Source organism: Paenibacillus sp. 01T442 (genome assembly GCF_056398345.1).
Map to the genome: position 1 here is coordinate 25,258 of NZ_JBFTPF010000022.1, position 20,088 is coordinate 45,345.

Sequence of the window (20,088 nt, forward strand, 5' to 3'; positions counted from 1 at the left end):
AGTTTAGTATAAAATTACAAAAAGGGGAGTTTTGTATGGTAGCACTGAAGAAATTGAGTATAAAACTTGGTTTATTAGGGCTTGGAACGAGTGTCTTACTGGCGGGCTGCAGCTCAAATCGCAGTGAAACGCCCCAGAAAGTACAGGAGAGCGGGGCTCAGTCAAAGCCGTATGAAATTGTCATGGTGTTTCCCATCAATAACCAACCGAAAGAATTGCAGTTGGTTACGGAGGAAATCAATAAAATCACGAGAGAAAAAATTAATGCTACCGTAAAACTTGTGCCGATCAGCTTTGGAACTTGGTCACAGCAAACAACTGTTATGCTGGCGGGTAAGGAGAAAATTGATCTCATGTATAGCAGTGTACGCGGGTCATATACGCAAACTGTAGCTCAGGGACATTTCCTGCCACTGGATGAGCTTATTGCTAAACGCGGTCAAAATGCTAAGAAGGCTCTGGATGAACAAAATCCTGCCATTATAAATGCAACGAAAGTAAACGGGAAAATATATGGCTTGCCAAATATTAAAGATCTGGCGTCCGATTACGGAATCACGATGCGCAAGGACCTAGTTGAAAAATATAAGATTGATGTAAATAGCATCAAAACACTTGATGATTTGGATGCGGTGTTTAAATTAATCAAAGATAATGAGCCCGGTGTAACGCCAGCCGTAAAATATGCCTCTTCCATTATTGATTCTTACGTGGCGGCTCTTATGGACTCACTTGGAAACGGCTTCGGTGTTCTCCCTAAGCATGACAATGGGTTAAAGGTCGTGAACTGGTTTGAAACCAAGGAATACGAGAATTTGCTCAAACTTGTTAGAAGGTGGTACCTAGCGGGTTATATTGCAAAGGATGCCGCTACGGATACGGAAACGAAATATAATCTCGTCAAGGCAGGAAGAGGCTTCTCATGGTTATCCCAAATGAAGCCTGGCATTGAGCARCAGGAATCTCGAAGCACGGGCAAGGAAATGGTTTCCGTTCGTCTATCTCAGCCGATCACGACAACAGATAAAATTACAGGCAGCGCTTGGAGCATTACGCAGAGCTCGGAAAACCCGGAACGCGCAATGATGTTGTTGGACTTATTGTACACGAACAAAGACCTTCAAAATCTGTTCAGTTGGGGAGTAGAAGGAAAGCATTACGTGAAAAAAGGAGATGTTATCGATTTCCCTGCAGGGGTCGATGCATCAAACTCTGGTTACAATCTACAACAAGGCTATATGTTCGGTAACCAGTTCTTATCCTATATCTGGAACGGCGACGAGCCGCAGCTTTGGGATAAAATGTCCAAGTTCAATAAAAGTGCGGTAGTATCGAAAGCTCTCGGCTTTAGCTTTGATGCAGAGCCTGTGAAAACAGAAATTGCTGCGGTTACGAATGTACAAAATCAATTTAAAATTGCTTTAGAAACGGGTATGGTGGACCCTGAAACGAAGCTGCCTGAATTTAATAAACAGTTAAAGGCCGCGGGGCTGGATAAAATCATTGCTGAAAAGCAGAAGCAGTTGGATGAGTGGGCTAAGAGCAATAAATAAAATTTGCGGTAGATCCCTTGCATTATGCGAGCGGGTCTACCGCAATTATTTTCCAATATTGAATCATAAGTGAGGTTAGCAGGATGATACAAACCATTGAGATGAATGATGGATGGATTTTTACTAAAAACAATAGTGTTACCTATTCATTGGATGATATTCAAGGAGGGGAGGAAGTCACTCTCCCACACTGCTGGAATCACATGGATGGGCAAGAAGGAAGTCAGTACTATCGAGGACAGTGCTGGTATCAAAAAAGACTGATTCTCTCTAGCGAGGATAAAGCAAAACAATTATTCCTGGAAATCGGAGCAGCAGGGATGCTTGGTTCGGTTTATATTAACGGGCAAAGTGTCGGCGAGAGCCGGTGCGGATATTCCATGTTCAGAGTCCATCTGAATCCTTACCTTATTCTAGGAGAAAACCTTATAGCTATCATGGTGGATAATAGCTTGCACAAGGATGTATTCCCCCTAATGGCTGACTTTACGTTTTACGGAGGTTTATATAGGGATGTAAAGCTCCTGGTCATGGAGGATATACATTTTGACCTACTGGATCAAGGACGAGACGGTGTGTATTTAAATCAAAAAAAAATTGGGAGTAACACCTTTGAATTAGAAGTTTTCGGAAAAGTAATTAATCAATCTATTATTCCCACAATGGGGACTCTTATCGTCCAAGTTAGCGATCAAGAGAACAAGACAGTTCTGGAAGAAAGCCTGGAATTATCACTAATCTCTGAAACTGCCTTTAATATGAAAAGTAAGATCCATAATCCTATTCTATGGGAAGGTATTGAAAATCCATATTTATACACCGTCAATGTTTCCATAAATATAGAAGGAAAGACTTATGACCTGCGATCAATGAAGTATGGATTTAGAACGGTAGAAGTAACAGCAGAAAGAGGCTTTCTACTGAACGGTAAACCTATAAAGCTTAATGGGGTTAGTCGTCATCAAGACTATGCTGGTGTAGGTAATGCCATTACTAAGGCTCACATGGATGAAGATATGGCTTTAATTCGAGATATTGGTGCGAATAGCATTCGTCTCTCTCATTATCAGCATGACGATTACTTTTATAACCTGTGTGATCAATACGGGATGCTAGTTTGGGCAGAAATCCCTTTTATTAGTATTCCCTCTACCCTAGACCCTGAAAATCAGAATGCATTAGACCAGCTTGAAAGATTGATTATGCAAGCTTATAATCATTGCTCCATCTATTGTTGGGGAGTGCAGAATGAAATCACAATAGCTGTTGAAAATGAGAAAACATATGAAAGTGTAAACCGCCTAAAGGATCTGGCCAAACACTTGAATCCTGATCGGCTAACGGCACAGGCTAATATATATTCGGTTGAAGACGATAGCCAACTTAACACCTTTACCGATCTTGTCGGCTATAATTTGTATTATGGGTGGTACTATGGGGAAATGAAAAACTTGGGAGAAAGACTGGACCAATTCCATCGTGTACAGCCCAGTGTACCTGTCCTTGTAGCCGAGTACGGCGTAGATACGAACACTAAATTTCATTCTTACTCCCCTCAAGTGAAAGATTATACCGAGGAGTATCAGCTGCTCTTCCATCAAAATGCGTTACAGACAATCAACGATAGGCCATATGTCTTGGGCGGCTATGTATGGAATATGTTCGACTTCGGCAGTGCGAATAGAAACGAAGGCGGCGAGTCTGGTAAGAACTTGAAAGGGCTCGTAACGATTGACCGGAAAATAAAGAAAGATGCCTATTATCTATGTAAAGCCTTTTGGTCTAAGACTCCTTTTGTTCACATTGCCGGGCGTCGATTTGCTAATAGGCATAGGGAGTTGAATGATATTGTTATTCTTTCCAATATTTCTAGTATCAAAGTTTATAAAGATCAACTCCTGCTCAAAGAAATAAATAGTGAAAAACCAGTAAAGTTGGTGCAGGATCTTTCGCTAACCGCAGGGGAGAATCATCTGAAGGTTGTGGGCGTGGATGAACATGGTACCATCTATACCGATGAGATTGTGCTTCATTATACGATGGAATTAGATAACAGCTATGTTTATATAAAGAAGGAAGAGGCTAGGCTTGTTGTGAACTGGTTCGAAAAGTTCGATTTAACCGACGTTAAAGAGATTGAACTGAAAGAGGGCTGTTATTCGACTTTTGACACGATAGAAGATCTATATACGAATGAGAAAGCTAAAGAAGTGTTTCTTAAATATTTTGAGCATACAACTCACAATCCTAGGTTTGAATTGACCAAAGGAGTCATGTCCATTGAGAAAATGACGAAGCTCTCATTCTTCAATATTCCTAAAGAACTGCTTACTGTGATTAACAAAGAACTAAATGTGATTAAAAAATAAGCTTCAGGATAAGGGTGATTTTTCGAAATGTTATATCCTCAAAGCAACACGAAAAGAGAATTAATAGAGTTAAATGGAATCTGGAGCTTCAAGTTGGATGATGGAACAGGGGTAGCTAATCGAATATATGAACAAAAGCTGCAGGGGACAATCCCTATGCCTGTGCCGGCCAGCTATAACGATTTGGCGGAAGACGCTCGAGTTAGGGACCATGTAGGTGACGTATGGTATGAAAGAGAGTTTTATGTACCCGAAGCTTGGAGAGGGAAGAGGATCATTCTCCGATTCGGCAGCGTTACACATTACGGCAAAGTGTGGATTAATGGACAAGAGGTAATGGAGCATCACGGAGGTTACACGCCATTTGAAGCAGACATTGCACCTTTCGTATTTTTCGATCGAAAAAATCGKGTTACAGTTCTCGTAAATAATGTGCTCGACTACACTACAGTCCCCATCGGTGAGGTGAATGTCAGACGTGATGCTGCGGGGAATGAGATTAGAAAGCAGGACTATTTCCATGATTTCTTCAATTACAGCGGTATTCACAGACCTGTTCGGATATATACAACGGCACAACAGTATGTCAATGACATTACTATTCGCACAGACCTTCGCGGCCAAACAGGCGTAGTTTATTATGAAGTGGAAACCGAAGGGTCCACCAATGTTAAGGTAACGATTCTGGATGAACAGGAGAATGTTGTTGCTGAATCATCAGGTTTGCATGGAGATATGAAAATCGAGAATCCGACGCTTTGGGAGCCTGGAGCTGCCTATTTGTATACGCTAAGAGTAGAAGTTATTAGCAACGATGGCAGTGTTGTGGACACATATCACGAACTCTTTGGTATTCGTACGGTTAAAGTGGAAGGAAAAGAGTTTCTGATTAATGGCAAGCCCTTTTACTTTAAAGGATTTGGTAAGCACGAGGATGCGGAAGTCCATGGCAAAGGTTTGGATGAAGCGTTGAATATCAAGGATTTTAGCTTAATGAAGTGGATTGGGGCTAATTCATTCCGTACTTCCCACTATCCGTATTCAGAAGAAATCATGCGATTGGCTGATCGTGAAGGAATAGTTGTTGTTGACGAGGTTGCTGCGGTAGGGCTTCATCTCTCATTAGGAGCTTACGCTTCATCTAATAAACGTAATACCTGGCAAACCATTCAATGCCAAGAGAGCCATCAACTTGCTATTAAAGAGTTAATAAAGAGAGATAAGAATCACGCATGTGTTGTAATGTGGGCTATTGCTAACGAACCTGCCGGTGAGGAAGAAGGAGCATATGAATATTTTAAACCACTTGCGGATTTGACCAGGAAGCTTGATCCTACAAGACCCATTACTATTGTGAATTATTTTGCCGCCTCACCAACTACCTGCAAAATTCATTCGTTAAGTGATGTGCTGTGCTTAAACCGATACGTAGGCTGGTATGCGTTTGGCAATGACTTGGAGATGGCTGGCAGAGTACTACATCAGGAACTGTTAGCATGGTGGAATCTTACTGCTAAACCTGTCTTTCTAACGGAGTTTGGTGCGGATACCATCCAAGGGCTGACTTCAACGGTGCCTCTCATGTGGTCGGAAGAGTATCAATGTGACTTTCTACAAACATATCATCAAGTTATGGACAAACTCGACTTCGTGGTTGGTGAGCATGTCTGGAATTTTGCGGATTTTGCTACAAAGCAAGGCATTGTAAGGGTGGATGGAAACAAGAAGGGCGTATTCACCAGAGACCGACGGCCCAAGAAAGCCGCGCACTTCCTGCGGGAACGTTATCGAAATATCAAGGATTACTACTATAAGACTGAAGAAAATAAATAAAACAATGACAATTTGGAAGTCTTGAAATGTTAGAGCATTTTCAAATTGGAGGCATAAGCTTGCCTTAGCATTGGATGAGKGAGGGGTTGTTGAGAGACAAATAAGTTTTAAAGCGACAAATTAAGCTTTGAAATTAAAAAGGCGCCACTCCTAGAGTGAACGCCTATTTAATTTATTGTATGGAGATAATTCTTATTCGTATGGAAGTAAACAAATCAGTCAACTCGAGATGGCGATTGAACTAAATGAGCAGATATGATTAAATTTAAGCTACATTTGGARCAAAGAGGCGTTTCTTGAACTGAAAGAATTGCTTCGAGGGTCACAGCGATTCAGCTACAAAGGAATGTAACTGTGATTTAGACGCAGTCCCTTACGGATACTCTAGGATTTCTTCTTAATAAGCGCTTTCCTTGTTGCTTAAAGCATCAGAGGATTTGTATGTTGATCTGCTTGGTAAAATAAAATGCGGGCTTCACCTATTAATTGGAAAAAAAGTACTGAGTGAGAAAGTGTTGAAACTCGCGTGCAACTGAAACTGAATGGATCCAATGGTGTTCTCTCTCTGGAGCTGAACGCCTATTTTACGTTGCTTCGTGTCCACAACCTCAAAAAATTCGACAATACAGGAGAAGATTTGGAAGATTTGATCTCCATTGGAACGATCGGGCTGATCAAAGCTATCGAGTCGTTCTCGCCGAATAAGGGCACGAAACTGGCTACATTTGCGGCGCGTTGTATTGAGAATGAGATCCTGATGCATCTTCGCTCATTGAAGAAAACGCGGAAAGATGTGTCCTTGCATGATCCMATTGGGACGGACAAAGAGGGGAACGAAATTACGCTCATTGACATCCTGGGTAGCGAGGCTGACGATGTGGTGGATGCGGTGCAGCTGAAGATTGAGAAGAGCAAGATTTATCGCAATCTGGAGATATTGGATGACCGCGAGAAGGAAGTAGTGGTTGGTCGGTTCGGATTGGAGCTTGGCGGCGAAGAGCGGACGCAGCGGGAGATCGCGAAGGAGCTGGGGATTAGCCGCTCCTATGTATCACGGATTGAAAAGCGGGCGCTGATGAAGCTGTATCATGAGTTTTATAAGGCGAAGAGGTAGAACAGGGTAACGCCTGATAAGGCAAAGCAGTACAAAGACGGGTAACAGATTTAGAATGAATCGCATTCTTCATTGTTAGGGATCGTGGGATCGCAAAATGGAGGCGAAGGATATGAGCTTGATTCAAATCGATCATGTCTGTAAGCAATATGTGATGGGCGGGGAAACTGTTCATGCCTTGGATGATGTATCCTTGGTGATTGAAGAAGGCGAATTTGTCGCCATTATGGGTCCATCATGATCGGGTAAGTCTACGCTAATGAATATCATCGGGTGTTTGGATGTGTCTGACACTGGAACGTATGTTCTAGATGGGAGATCTATTAACCAAATGAAAGATTCGCAACTAGCGGAGATTCGAAATCGGAAGATCGGATTCGTGTTCCAGAACTTTAATTTGCTTCCGAGATTAAGCGCGTACGAGAATGTTGAGCTACCATTGATTTATCGAGGATTGACGAGGAAAGAACGAGAGCCGCATGTCATGAAGGCGCTAGAAGCGGTGGATTTAATAGATCGAAGGAAACATATGCCCTCGGAACTATCCGGCGGCAAGCAGCAGCGTGTGGCAATCGCACGGACTTTTGCTGGAGATCCGTCGATCATTTTGGCGGATGAGCCCACGGGAGCGCTGGACTCGAAGACGGGTGCGGAGATCATGGATATTTTCGCAAGGTTGAATGACCAGGGCAGGACGATCATTCTCATCACACATGATCATGCGATTGCGCAGCAGGCGAAGCGAGTTGTGAGGTTTCGGGATGGTCGGTTGTTGGAGAGTCTTTAGTTGAGGAATGATGAGGCCGGAACTCCATGGGAAATAAGGGGGTTCTTGTTTCTTTTTCGTTGGATACATAGGCTTCATTTTTCTCTAGTTAGTGTAGGAGAAATATTCCAATAGTGTGAAGGGAATGGCGTTATCGTCCAACAGGAGACGATTGTGACAGCTAACATTGGATTAGCTGGTTGGATAGAAGGGGATTCCACTGGCTGACGAACTTATAAAAAAGCCGATAAATCGATGTATATTACAAAGAAATCGGGGGAAAATCGAGTGATTTCATACTCTATTTGATTAAGGAAAATAAAGATCATCTGATCATGGGAAATAAAGATTGTATTGGGAAATAAAGGGTTTTGGTGCAAAGGATCCAAAGCGTGATAACATAGGGGGAAATGAAATCATGGGATGGGCCGAATCAGTATGGAATCAAAGATAATGTATTCAAATGGAAACCTTACGAAACTGATATGATCCTATTAACCGTTAGATGGTATTTAAAATATTGTTTGAGTTATAAAAATGTCGCAGAAATGATGAAAGAGCAAGGATTGAATATTCCTCATACTACGATCATGAGATGGGTTCATGAGTTCGAACCTGAAATAGTCAAACGAATTCGCCCCTACTTGAAACCGACTATCGATTCATATAGGGTCGATGAAACCTACATCAAAGTCAAAGGGAAGTGGAAGTATTTATATCGGGCAGTCGATTCTGAGGGAAGCTCGATAGATTTCATGTTGTCCTAAAATCGTGATATTCATGCGGCGAAGTGCTTATCATTGCAAATTATTGGTTGGTTACCCTCGTCGCATTAAACGAAAACAAAGCAGGCCAAGTACAGGTCTGCTTTTCGATCATGTAAAGTCTATTCGTCACCTGACTTGACTTGCAACTGGGAGATTAAAAGCCTTCTGATTCTTTGACTTTGGTATTATTGACTTTATGGATAAAGATGCTATAATTTCAAGTAAACGTTTACATAATACGTTTTTCAGATTATTTGGTTTGGAGGTAATGAAATGGGGAAATGTTAATGAAGGTTGCAGTGAGAACACCAATTAAAAAGAAAGAGAATAAACAATTCAAACCCAATGTATTATGTGTAATTGTATATGTTAAATAATTTATCTAAACGTTTACTTGTTTTGCGTATTTCCTCAAGCACATACATAAGTCTTTTCATATCGGCCGTGCAGCATTATTACTTTTTATCCATATGTAAACGTTTACCTATTAGCTTGTAAGGAGTGAGATCATGAATAAACAAGTACATCGCGTGCTGAGTATTATATTAGCAGTCCTTATCATAGTAAACTCATTTCAATTTACTATGGGTTCAAAGGTTCAGGCTGCCGGCGTTGACACCTTTGATTCGGTGACAGGTACGCTGACGCTAAACAGCTCATTTGTCGCAGGTGGATTAAAGGCTCGGATTGATGCCGTTATTACCCCCTTAAGTAAAACTTACGCTGATATTAAAGTTTTAATTGTGACTGCTGGCATAGTCGGCGTTGGCAAAATAGCTGATGGCGGTAGTGATATAGCTACAGGAGGCATCATTCAGTCGCTATCAGGTCTTATAGATTTCCAACTAATTGGTACGTCTACCGTACAAAGCTCATCAACCGCACCTAGCGATAACATTATTGCGAAAAACTTTTTTGTCCCTGCTCAAAATCCTCTGCTCAAATCGGTTACATTCCTCAACGCAACGACAATCAATGCACAAGCTTTCCAAAATATGAGTAGTCTGACAACACTCACGATTCCTAAAATAGCAACGATATCAAGTACAAACGCCTTTTCGGGCTGTACAGGTCTTTCGTCTATTACCTTTGGAACAACCACGCCAACCTTAACATCCGGCACCATAACTACGATTTATAATGCCTTAGCTCCGGGTGCTACTTTCTATGTCCCAGCTGCTAGTCTAGCCGCATACCAGAGTACATGGAGCGCTATTTCAACCCATATCAGTGCCATCTCAACCGGTGGCGGAACTGGCGGAGGCGATGCAGGCACATTTGATGCGAACACAGGCACAATGACACTGACGGGTACTTTTGCCGTGAGTACGTTAAAAGCTCAAATTGATGCCGTTATGCCTACTGGCAAAACGTATACAGATATCAAAGTCTTAAAGATTACTTCAGGCATAGTCGGAGCTGACGATACAAGTAATATCATCCCGCTATTAACGAATCTTCAGGATTTCCAACTGACAGGCACAGCTAACACACAGAGTACGGCGAGCAGCAGCGATGTTGGTATGGTCCAATCAAACTTTTTTACAGCGGCAAATTCTCAACTCATCTCTGTGACGCTTCAAAACGCAACGACGATCAATGCGCAGGCGTTCCAAAATATGAGCAGTATTTCGACACTTGTCGTTCCCAGTCTAACAACCGTCGTAGATGCAAGCGCTTTCGTGGGCATGACACATCTCGCCTCCATAACGCTTGGTGCTACGATTCCGACGGGCGGCCCAACTGTGTTCCCAGCAAGTACGATATTCTTTGTTCCAACGGGAAGCGTCGCTGGATATAAGGCGGCATGGAGCAGTGTAGCAAGCCGCATAAAAGCGATTGGTGAAACATTAGATTACATCCAGGGCTTTAACACAACCACAGGGACGTTAACGTTAACAGGTGCATTTGGCGTGAATACGCTAATGGCTGAAATTGACGCTATTATGAGCCCTCTAGCGAAAGCTTATACGGATATTAAAGTCTTAATTATCACCAATGGAATCGTTGGCCCTACGGATGCCACAAGCACAATTCCGCTATTAACCAATCTGCAGGATTTACAAATTGTGGGGAATGCCACAACCCAAAGTAGTAGCAACAGCAGCACGAAGAACATCACGCCCAAAAACCTTGCTAGCGGAACAGCCAACACCAAATTAACATCAATTACACTGAACAATGTAACAACATTAGGTACGACCACGTTTAGCGCGTTGGATAGTTTAACAAATTTAACTATTCCTGCAGTGGGAACCGTATCCGATGCTAAAGTTTTTCAAAATGTCACTAATCTTACATCGATTACGTTAGGCACTACGCCGCCAAGTTCCGGAGTTGGATTCTTCCCTGTAAACACGACATTTTTCGTTCCAGCTGACAAAGTCGCGACATATAAAGCGGATCCTGTTTGGGGCATAATAGACAACCCCATAAAGGCGATTGGTCAAGCGCTAGACTACACCCAAGGCTTTGACGCAACGACAGGAACGCTGACATTGACGCGGATATTTGCTGTTAACACGTTAAAAGCTGAAATTGATGCGATTATTAACCCTCTTAACAAAACTTATGCTGATATTAAGGCTTTAAGGATCACTGCAGGAATTGTTGGCGCCACGGATGCAGGAAGCACTGGCATCATAGCGCAGTTAACGAATCTGGAGGATGTTCAACTCATCGGCAGCGCTACAACACAGAGCAGCTCCAACAGTGCTACGGTGGGTACCACGCCGAAGAACCTGGTTAGCTCAGCAAACGCTAAATTAAAATCAGTCACGCTTAGTAATGTTACGACGATAGGTACAAGTACATTCAGCGGTTCAGGCAGCTTGACAGCATTAGTCATTCCCAGTGTGACTACTGTTGCAAATGCAGACGCTTTTACTGACTGTACCAATCTAACATCGATCACATTCGGCGCAGCACTGCCGCCAGCCGCAGCGGGTCCAATTTTGTTCCCTGCGAATGCGATATTCTACGTACCAGCGGACAAAGTCGCGATCTATAAGGCGGATGACGTTTGGAGCAGCGTGGCACTTCGTATCAAAGCCATCGGCGATACGTCGGGCGACGGAGCGGGATCAACGGATGACATCACCTTATCACTGAAGCCTGCTCATCCGAACATTGTGAGTGTCAATGAGAGTGTGCGTTCCATACAGGTTATCGAGAAAACAAGCCTCGAACAGCTTGATGCGCAGACCACGAACGGTGCCGGTACGATATTGAGGATTTTGGATGCAAAAGGCATTCCCAAAAGTGAAATAACGGAGCTCGTCGCCGACGACAAGTTTGTCGTTATTTCGGGGGAAATAAAAAAGGAATACACGATTCAAGTGATTCATTATACGCTGGAAAATCTGGCATTGAATCCGAATGCAAACAACATTAAGGTCAGCTCTTTTAGAAGCGGCAATGATCCTACGAATGCTTTTAACGGCGCTTCTACCGGCAACGCTGGCAGCGGATATCAGGTTGACGGCTCACAAAGCACTGCAGCTAACATTAGTGTAGGGAAAAATACGTTCTGGCTTGCCCTAGACTTAGGCCAAATGAAGAAAATCGACCAGTTTAGCGTGGCATGGGGCACGACCGTGGGTGATTTAACAACGAGGCTAAAAAACTCGACGTATTATGTTGAATACACCAATGACCCTGCGAAATGGGCCTCACTTTCGAACGCAACCGTTGCGGGTTCCAGCGGCATTGCGACTGGCTATAGTAAACCATCTGGCTGGGACGTAGCCTATGCGCAAGATGTGACGCAATTGCCGGATGCGAACGGAAACAAGGTGTTCATGAGCAATCTTGCGTCACCTATCAATGCCAGGTATGTGATGGTGACAGGCGAGCTTGCAAGCAATTGGATTGAAATTTATAATTTCTATGTTTTTCAAAAAGAAGTTACCAATGTTGTGCCAACGCAACCTGCGTACGCTACAGGAGATTTGGCAAGAATCATGCCCGATTATGAGGGAATGAGCCTAACCATCGGCCGGCCTGCTATTGTAAAGAAAGATACAGCGGTTCCGAAATTCGATATCACGGCGACAACTGACATTACAGTCACCGGTGTATTAAAGGATCCAACTGGAACCGTCGTTTATACCCTTCCAAGTCAGAATATAGCAAGCGGCGCAACAAGTGTCATCACGCCTAATGTAACAGCTTCTAAGCTTGGAACGTATATCTTTGAGTACACGATTGCAGGAAGCAAAACGATCTATGATAAGGTATATTTTACGGCTGTAGATGATGATATTACCAAATATAGCTATACCAAGCCGTATCCTGCGCTTTCTGTCAGCGCCGGTAAACTTGTCTATGTGCCAGATTATCGCGGCAATACCGTGATGGATTACTCCAATGTCGGCTATAAGGGCGGCGGGGTTGAAATTCCAAATATTCCTGTGAAAATTATCCTTGAACCATCGGGAGACAACAACTCTGACGATACCGAGCGGATTCAAAACGCAATCAACATGCTTGGACGTATTGACCCGGATTCGAATGGATTTAGAGGCTCAATCTTGTTAAAGGCAGGTACGTATAGGGTAAGCAGCAGCATTAGAATTGCTACTAGTGGAATCGTCATAAAGGGTGAGGGTGATGATCACGAAGGCATTGAGACGCATAATACGCCTCTTAGCCCCACCAACTGGAAGGATTATACGCACTCTGAGGCACCGCAGCCCAACGTGACAAAGGTTGTTGCGACATGGATCGCCAGTTCATACGACAAAAATACCGCTATATTTAACTTTGCCGGCGCAGCAACGTCCACAAGCGGAAGCGCAATCAAAGTTGTCGATCAGTATGTCCCAGCAGGTGGACATAAGATAAGACTTGAGAGCGTTAGCGGGCTTAATGTTGGAGACACGGTGAATGTTCGCAAAGCTGTTAACGCGGCTTGGGCGCAGGATCTTAGAATGGATGCCATTACAGATGCGCCTGGCATACCTTCGGCCAATCAATGGGCGGTAAATGGCGTAGTAGACAGCGGTTATGTTACGACGGACGAAGAGCGGACGATTCAATCCATCAATCCTCTCACAAATGAGATTACGCTTGTAGAGCCATTGGCGGATGCACTGGATATGAAGTATGGCGTTTCAACGGTTACCAAGTATAACCCTACTGGCAGAATTAGCAATGTTGGTATCGAGAATATGCTGATTATGTCGAGGTTTGATTCCTCGACGACAGCCATTAATACCGCATTTGGTGTGGACTATCAGTCCTTTGACGACGAGCTTCATGCTGAGTTGGCCATTCGCTTCGGCAATGCGCAAAATGCATGGGCAAGAACGATAACCACCTACCACATCGATAGTGCGGTGGCGATTGCAACAGGTGTTAGTAAGATTACAATTCAAGATGTCAACTGCCTTGAACCTGTCAGCGGAACAGGGGGAGAGCGCCGATACAATTTTTCAAACGCTGGCGGCACGTTAGTGCTCAATCAACGAAACTACTCGCGATACACCCGTCATGGATTCATTGTGATGGGCAATGTTGTCGGACAAAACGTATTTTACAACGACAGGACGGATTATCAATTTGACGCGAATGAGCCCCATTTGCGGTGGTCCACCGGCGGATTGTATGACAATATCAACGGACGAATTTATCTGCAAGACAGATGGAACAACGGAACGGCACATGGTTGGTCGGGAGCAAACTATACGCTCTATAACAACACCGGTTCCTATATCATTAGTCAGAACCAGCTTGCTGCCAACTATCTGTTCGGCCAGTCAGGAGACCGATTGCCGTTTGTCATGGATGCGGTTGATCCAGGAAATGTTCCGAATTTCCGCGCCTATGAGTACAGCAATGGAAGCAGAATGACACCTGCCAGCTTATTTATTCAACAGTTGAAGGATCGGATGGGGCAAGGGGCGGTCGATACGACTAATAGCAGTGTGATTCCTGCTTATATGGATCAATCTGGCGATTTTGCATCCCAGTTTGCCGTTCTCACAGGAATCTTCGTTGACGGCGCACCGATAGCAAACTTCAACAATGAAGTCCTTTCGTACACGGTACCTGTCCCATTAGACTATACGGCGCTGCCTGTCATTACTTACACAGCAGGTATTGGAGTAACTGTCACACCATCTGTAGGCGGTAATAATGCGGTTGTCCTTACAGCTACCATGCCAGGCAAAAAGGATAGCGTTTATACCGTTAATTATGGGATTATCAACAAGAGCGTTCCTGTCACTTCAAGTGTAGGCGGGTCAAACGTTAATAATCTGATTGATGGCCTTTTATCGACCTCTTGGTCGGCGTCAGGTACCCCTTGGGTTCAGTTCTACCTTGGTGATAAACCAACGTTTATTAGTAGTGTATCACTTGGATATTCGAGAGATACCCAAATCAGAAGGTCGTATTACTTTGAGTTTCAGGTTTCGAACGATGGTTATACGTGGACGAAAGTGATGGCGAGTAACTGGCAGCAGGATAACCTCGGTAACGGGCATATCATGGGTAAGGAAGTTGCGCCAGGTTCAGACGGCGATTCGGCGTCCGATTATGAAACGTTTACTTTCCCAGCGGATATTTCCGGAAGATTGCTACGCGTAGCTATGTTTGGAGCGAGAGCAGGCTCGGGTACAGGCACATCCAACTCTAATAAGTATTGGGCCATTGATGTCGGAGCAGTAGTCAGCGGCGGGCCGCTCACTGTCTCCAAACAGCCCCAAAACGTAGCAAAACGAGCAGGCTTTACGGCGTCTTATACGGTAACGATGTCCGGTGGAACAAGGCCATACAACTATCAGTGGCAAATGTCAAAGGACGGTGCGTCATGGAATAACGTCACGAATGGGACCGGCGCGAATACCGCAATTTATACGACAGGCGCAATAACGGCAGATATGGATGGAACTCAATTTAGATCCAAAGTAACCGATGCGGATACGAGCAGCCCTCAAACGGCCTACTCAAATGTTGCTACGCTCACCGTCAAGCAGGATACGGGCATCATTGTAACACCGGTCGATACAAGTGTTTCTGTTTTTGACAATGTCATTTACAGCAGAACGGCTACCATTAGGAACACCTCCTTTGTATACGGCTTATTAGGGTATCTCGATATTAAACCGGCGGGGTCTACGGTATTTATTATTCCTTCAAATATATCACCCAAGACGGAGTCGGTGGCTGCATTTACTGATGCTATGGCAACATTCTGGCCACCGGATGATGATAGTTTAAGAGACAGTAATAAAAGCTATATCCGAAAATCCGGCGAACAAATCAGAGATGGCGATCATCTGCTCATCATTAACCCAGCTGGGACTGGTGTTGAGCGATACATCATCAACTATGCCAAAATGGATGACACAACCGTGGTGAGCGCGGATAAGTCTGTCCTTACGTTTGACAAGATCAAAGGTCAAAATACAGCACCGGATGCAATCATTGGGAATCTAAATTTGCCTACGACTTCAAACTACGGCTCAACAATCAGTTGGAAGGTCGACAATAATACAAACTTATCAGCAACTGGAGTCGTGAAAAGACCGCTTTTTGTGGCTGGAGATGCGAGTGTAACATTAACAGCAACCTTAACAAGTGGAACCGTCATCGACACAGTCGTATTTAACCTCATTATCTTAAAAAAAAATGCAGAGGAACTCCCAAGTAACCTCGCAACCGTCACGGCAAAAGGAAGCACGGAGACGGGCTATCTTTGGGGACTGGCGGTCGATAATTCCTTGAAGACGATCATAGGATTGGCGGCTTCGACCAGTGTTGATGTGTTTAAAAATGGACTTATTCTTGCTCCGTCTGCGAGCTGGAAAGTAGTCACAAGTGCGGTTGYAAGCACTGTAACGGCGGCTACATTTGCGAGCGCAATCGAAACTACGAAAAACGTAGCAAACGGCAATGTACTAATCGTTCTGGCGGAGGATGGTGCAACGTTAAATAAATACCCAATAACGTTAAAACCGACTGCAGCAACGCCATCAGCCGTAGCCGTGCCCGGCAAAAAGTTCAATACAACAAAACTAACAGGATTAGTGGCCGGTACAACGTATGAGTATGTGATTAGAACTACTGTAGGTATGCCTTCGGGGTCTACTTGGGCATCTTCCTCCGTGCAGTTTACAACAGGCGCAGGTGAAACGGAAAGAGATAATCTGTTTGTTACTCAAGGCAGCTATTTGTATATTCGGGCAGCGGAAACAGCAACGATGTCTGCCTCAAGTCCCATGTATATACTTATAGATATTAGTCAAATCAACAAGACAGTGGATGCCTCAGCCCCAACTGTAACGCTTCAACCGGGTTCAAATCACTTAACAACCAAGCTAACAGGCTTGCTTCCAGGAACAGCATATGAGTATATCGTTAACACAAGCGCACAAGAACTCGTAAACTGGGATGCCGCATTACTGTTCACAACAGCCTCCAGTGACACGACGAAGGACAATATACCGGTACTAACTGGGCAATATCTTCATATCAGATTTTCAGTTACTGACATCAAAGAAGCTTCCTCTGAAAAAAATATCTATGTAACGGCAGATCTGGTAAAAGTAAAGCCTGCGAATGCAACGCCACAGTCCAGTGCGCTGCCAGGCACACTAGGAGGAACAACCAAGCTGACAGGTTTATTGCCGAACACAACGTATCTGTATATTATCAACACGAATACTGACAACCCAGCGACAGATGCGTGGGATCATAAAGGGCAATCGATTACAACAGGGAATGGCCAAACCGTGTATGACAATATTGTTTCGTCCCCTGAGCTTTACATGCACGTAATGGCGGTTGAAAATAGCAGCAATGCCAATTCGCTTCCACAGAATTATTTAGTAGGAGCGGGAGGCGTCAAAAGCTTGCCGCAGGGCGTTATTCCAACCGCATCAGCCGAGCCTGGAACAGTTGGCGGTACGATGAAATTGACAGGTTTACTTCCTGAAACCGCGTATGAATTCGTGGTTACGGATGCCCTCTCTTCGCCTAAAAACACCACTTGGGGCGAGGGTATCGTTATAAGAACAAAGACAAGCGTAGGTGAAACGACGATCGACAATATTGAAGTGCCCGCTGACCTTGGAAACATACACGTCAGAACTGGCGGAACTACAACCAATTCGCCGTCCGAGGCGCAAAACTTTATTATTCTGGGTTCGTATGTGAATAACGCAGCTGGAGCACTCAGCAATAATGCCTATGTAACAGCCGCAACCAGTGGTCCCGGCTACATTCCTGGCATCATCGTAAGCGGCAAGGCGCCGAACTTCACTATACGCAATGTGCCAGCAGGCACGACAAAGGAGGCGCTGAAAGCAACGCTTCTAAAAAACAGCAAGGCTGGTTGGAAAGTCGTCGCAAACGCTTCTGTGTCTGCAACTGTAAAAGACGCGGCATCGTTTAATAGTGCAAGGGAGATTTCTACAAACGTATCCATTGACAATGTCCTTACTGTGCTTGCCGAAGACGGAAAGACGGTTCAGCGTTATACAATAACAAACAACGTGACAACCATCAGTCTAACTGGCATTACGGTAAAAACGCCGCCTACGAAAGCAAGCTACACAGTCGGCGATGCGCTTGATCTCACTGGCTTAGAGATTGAAGCTGCCTACAGCGATAGCACGAAAGCCAACGTGATCGGCTATATGGTTACGCCAGCGAGTGGTACGCCGCTTAACACACCGGGTATTACTATGGTTACCATCAGCTATACAGAGGACAGCGTAACCAAGACGACGAACTTTACCGTCTCTGTTAACAGCGTTACGGTCACCCTGACTGGCATTATAGTAAAAACACCTCCTACCAAAACAAGCTACACTGTCGGCGACGCGCTTGACTTCACTGGTTTGGAGATTGAAGCAGCCTACAGCGATAGCACGAAAGCTAAAGTGAGTAGCTACACGGTTACGCCGGTGAATGGAACGTTGCTTAACACAACGGGGACCAGTACAATTACCGTCAGTTATACGGAGAACGGTGTAACCAAGACGACGAACTTTGTCGTTTCTGCTCATGTAGCAGCGGTCACGCTAACTGGCATTGCGATAAAACCGCAGCCTACGAAAACAAGCTACACAGTCGGCGATGCGCTTGATTTCACTGGTATGGAGATTGAAGCAGCCTATAGCGATAGCACGAAAGCCAATGTGAGCGGCTACACGGTTACGCCGGCGAATGGAACGTTGCTTCACACAAGTGGTACGACTATGGTTGCCGTCAGCTATTCAGAGGGCAGCGTGACCAAGACGACGAACTTTGTTGTCATTGTAAATGCGGCAAGCTCGAACGCGAAACTGAGCGGCATTAGTTTATCAACAGGCGCGTTGAACGAGACGTTTACTACCGTAAAGACGAGCTATACGCAGAATGTAGCGAATACCGTTGTAAGTCTGACGCTTATACCGACGGCAGAGGATGCACCAGCGAGTGTGAAGGTAAACGGAACGACCGTTATTTCTGGACAGCCGAGCGAAAAGATTGCGCTTAACGTAGGGGAGAACATCATTACTGTTGATGTAACAGCAGCGGATGGCTCACCCAAAACCTATACGGTTACAGTAACTCGTGCATCTGCACCTTTAACGCAGCCTAGCAATGGCGACGGCGGAGGAGGAGACACAAGTGACACAGTGATGTCAACGAATGGGAATTTAACACTGCCAAAAGGTAAAATAGGTGAGGTTAGTTTGGGTGATGTAGTCAAGATCTCAATTCCTGCTGATGCCTCAGGTAAAGAACTGAAATTATCGATAGAAAAAGTGTTAGACACGCAAGGGCTTCTCACAGAAAAAGAAGTTCTAGCCAGTCCAATCTATGAGATTTTGAAAAACTTCTCGGAGAACTTTAGCAAAACTGTAACACTGAGCTTTGCTTTCGATTTGGCAAGCTTGAAGAGCAATCAGAAAGCAGCAGTCTTTTACTACGATGAAGTGAAGAAGGAATGGGTGGAAGTGGCTGGAAGTAAAGTGAACGGTAATCATATTACGGTAGAGGTCAATCATTTTACCAAATATGCCGTATTTGCCATTGATCATGTTGTGGAGAAACCAACAACAGAGAACCCTACAGATACTATACCGCATATTCAATTTAGCGATATTACTGGACACTGGGCAGAAGTTAGCATCAAGCAAGCGGTGAGCAAAGGAATCGTCAGTGGATATCTGAACAGCACATTTAAGCCGAATGCTACGGTAACACGTGCGGAATTTGCTGTGATGCTGATGAATACGATGAAGCCGCAGGGAGAAGGAGCGGCACTGACTTTCACAGATACAGCTAAGATTGGAAGCTGGGCGTTGAAGGCTGTCGCACAGGCAGTTCAAGCTGGTATTATTCAAGGCTATGAGGACGGTAGCTTCCGTCCAGACGCGGAAATTACACGCGCAGAAATGGCAGTGATGCTCGCCAATGCTATGGGTCTGGCCGTTGATGTCGAAACGGCAACCGGCTTCACTGACGACAAGGATGTTCCGGTATGGTCCAAGGGAGCAGTAACAGCGATGAAGAAACAAGGATTGATAGAAGGCAAAGGCAACAACGAGTTCGGTCCTACAGCTCGAACAACGAGAGCTGAGGCTGTCACAGTTCTTCTGAGGATGCTCGCTTAATAGAACTAATAACGTAAACAATTTTCTCAAAATTAGGTTATTCCTCAGGTAGTCGAACAGACTGCTTGATGGAT

General features: G+C 44.5%; 5 protein-coding genes and 2 pseudogenes. All 7 read left to right on the plus strand.

Features of this window, described 5'->3' with window-relative positions:
* Positions 1–35: 35 nt before the first annotated feature.
* The 7 genes and pseudogenes from AC1DLM_RS18250 (at position 36) to AC1DLM_RS18280 (ending at position 20,014) form a co-directional block, all read left to right on the plus strand.
* Positions 36–1,553, plus strand: a complete 1,518-nt coding sequence (locus AC1DLM_RS18250) for an ABC transporter substrate-binding protein (RefSeq protein ID WP_477570758.1) — start codon at positions 36–38, stop codon at positions 1,551–1,553.
* 83 nt (positions 1,554–1,636) lie between these two features.
* Positions 1,637–3,922 (plus strand): glycoside hydrolase family 2 protein, encoded by a 2,286-nt coding sequence (locus tag AC1DLM_RS18255; protein WP_477570759.1) that lies wholly within the window; start codon positions 1,637–1,639, stop codon positions 3,920–3,922.
* A 27-nt stretch (positions 3,923–3,949) separates the two neighbouring features.
* The gene (uidA, locus tag AC1DLM_RS18260; protein WP_477570760.1) at positions 3,950–5,755 is read left to right on the plus strand and encodes a beta-glucuronidase; all 1,806 of its coding nucleotides are present in this window, start codon (positions 3,950–3,952) and stop codon (positions 5,753–5,755) included.
* Positions 5,756–6,287: 532 nt separating this feature from the next.
* Complete coding sequence (gene sigK, locus AC1DLM_RS18265) at positions 6,288–6,869, plus strand: RNA polymerase sporulation sigma factor SigK (protein ID WP_477570779.1); 582 nt, start codon at positions 6,288–6,290, stop codon at positions 6,867–6,869.
* A gap of 112 nt (positions 6,870–6,981) precedes the next feature.
* A pseudogene (locus tag AC1DLM_RS18270) lies at positions 6,982–7,656 on the plus strand (ABC transporter ATP-binding protein).
* Between the two features lie 389 nt (positions 7,657–8,045).
* A pseudogene (locus tag AC1DLM_RS18275) lies at positions 8,046–8,399 on the plus strand (IS6 family transposase); the annotation flags it as partial.
* 512 nt (positions 8,400–8,911) lie between these two features.
* Positions 8,912–20,014, plus strand: a complete 11,103-nt coding sequence (locus tag AC1DLM_RS18280) for an S-layer homology domain-containing protein (RefSeq protein WP_477570761.1) — start codon at positions 8,912–8,914, stop codon at positions 20,012–20,014.
* The last annotated feature ends 74 nt before the right edge of the window (positions 20,015–20,088 follow it).

Coding starts and splice junctions, on each gene's coding strand:
- AC1DLM_RS18255 (WP_477570759.1), top strand. CDS start 1,637: ATGATACAAACCATTGAGATGAATGATGGATGGATTTTTACTAAAAAC.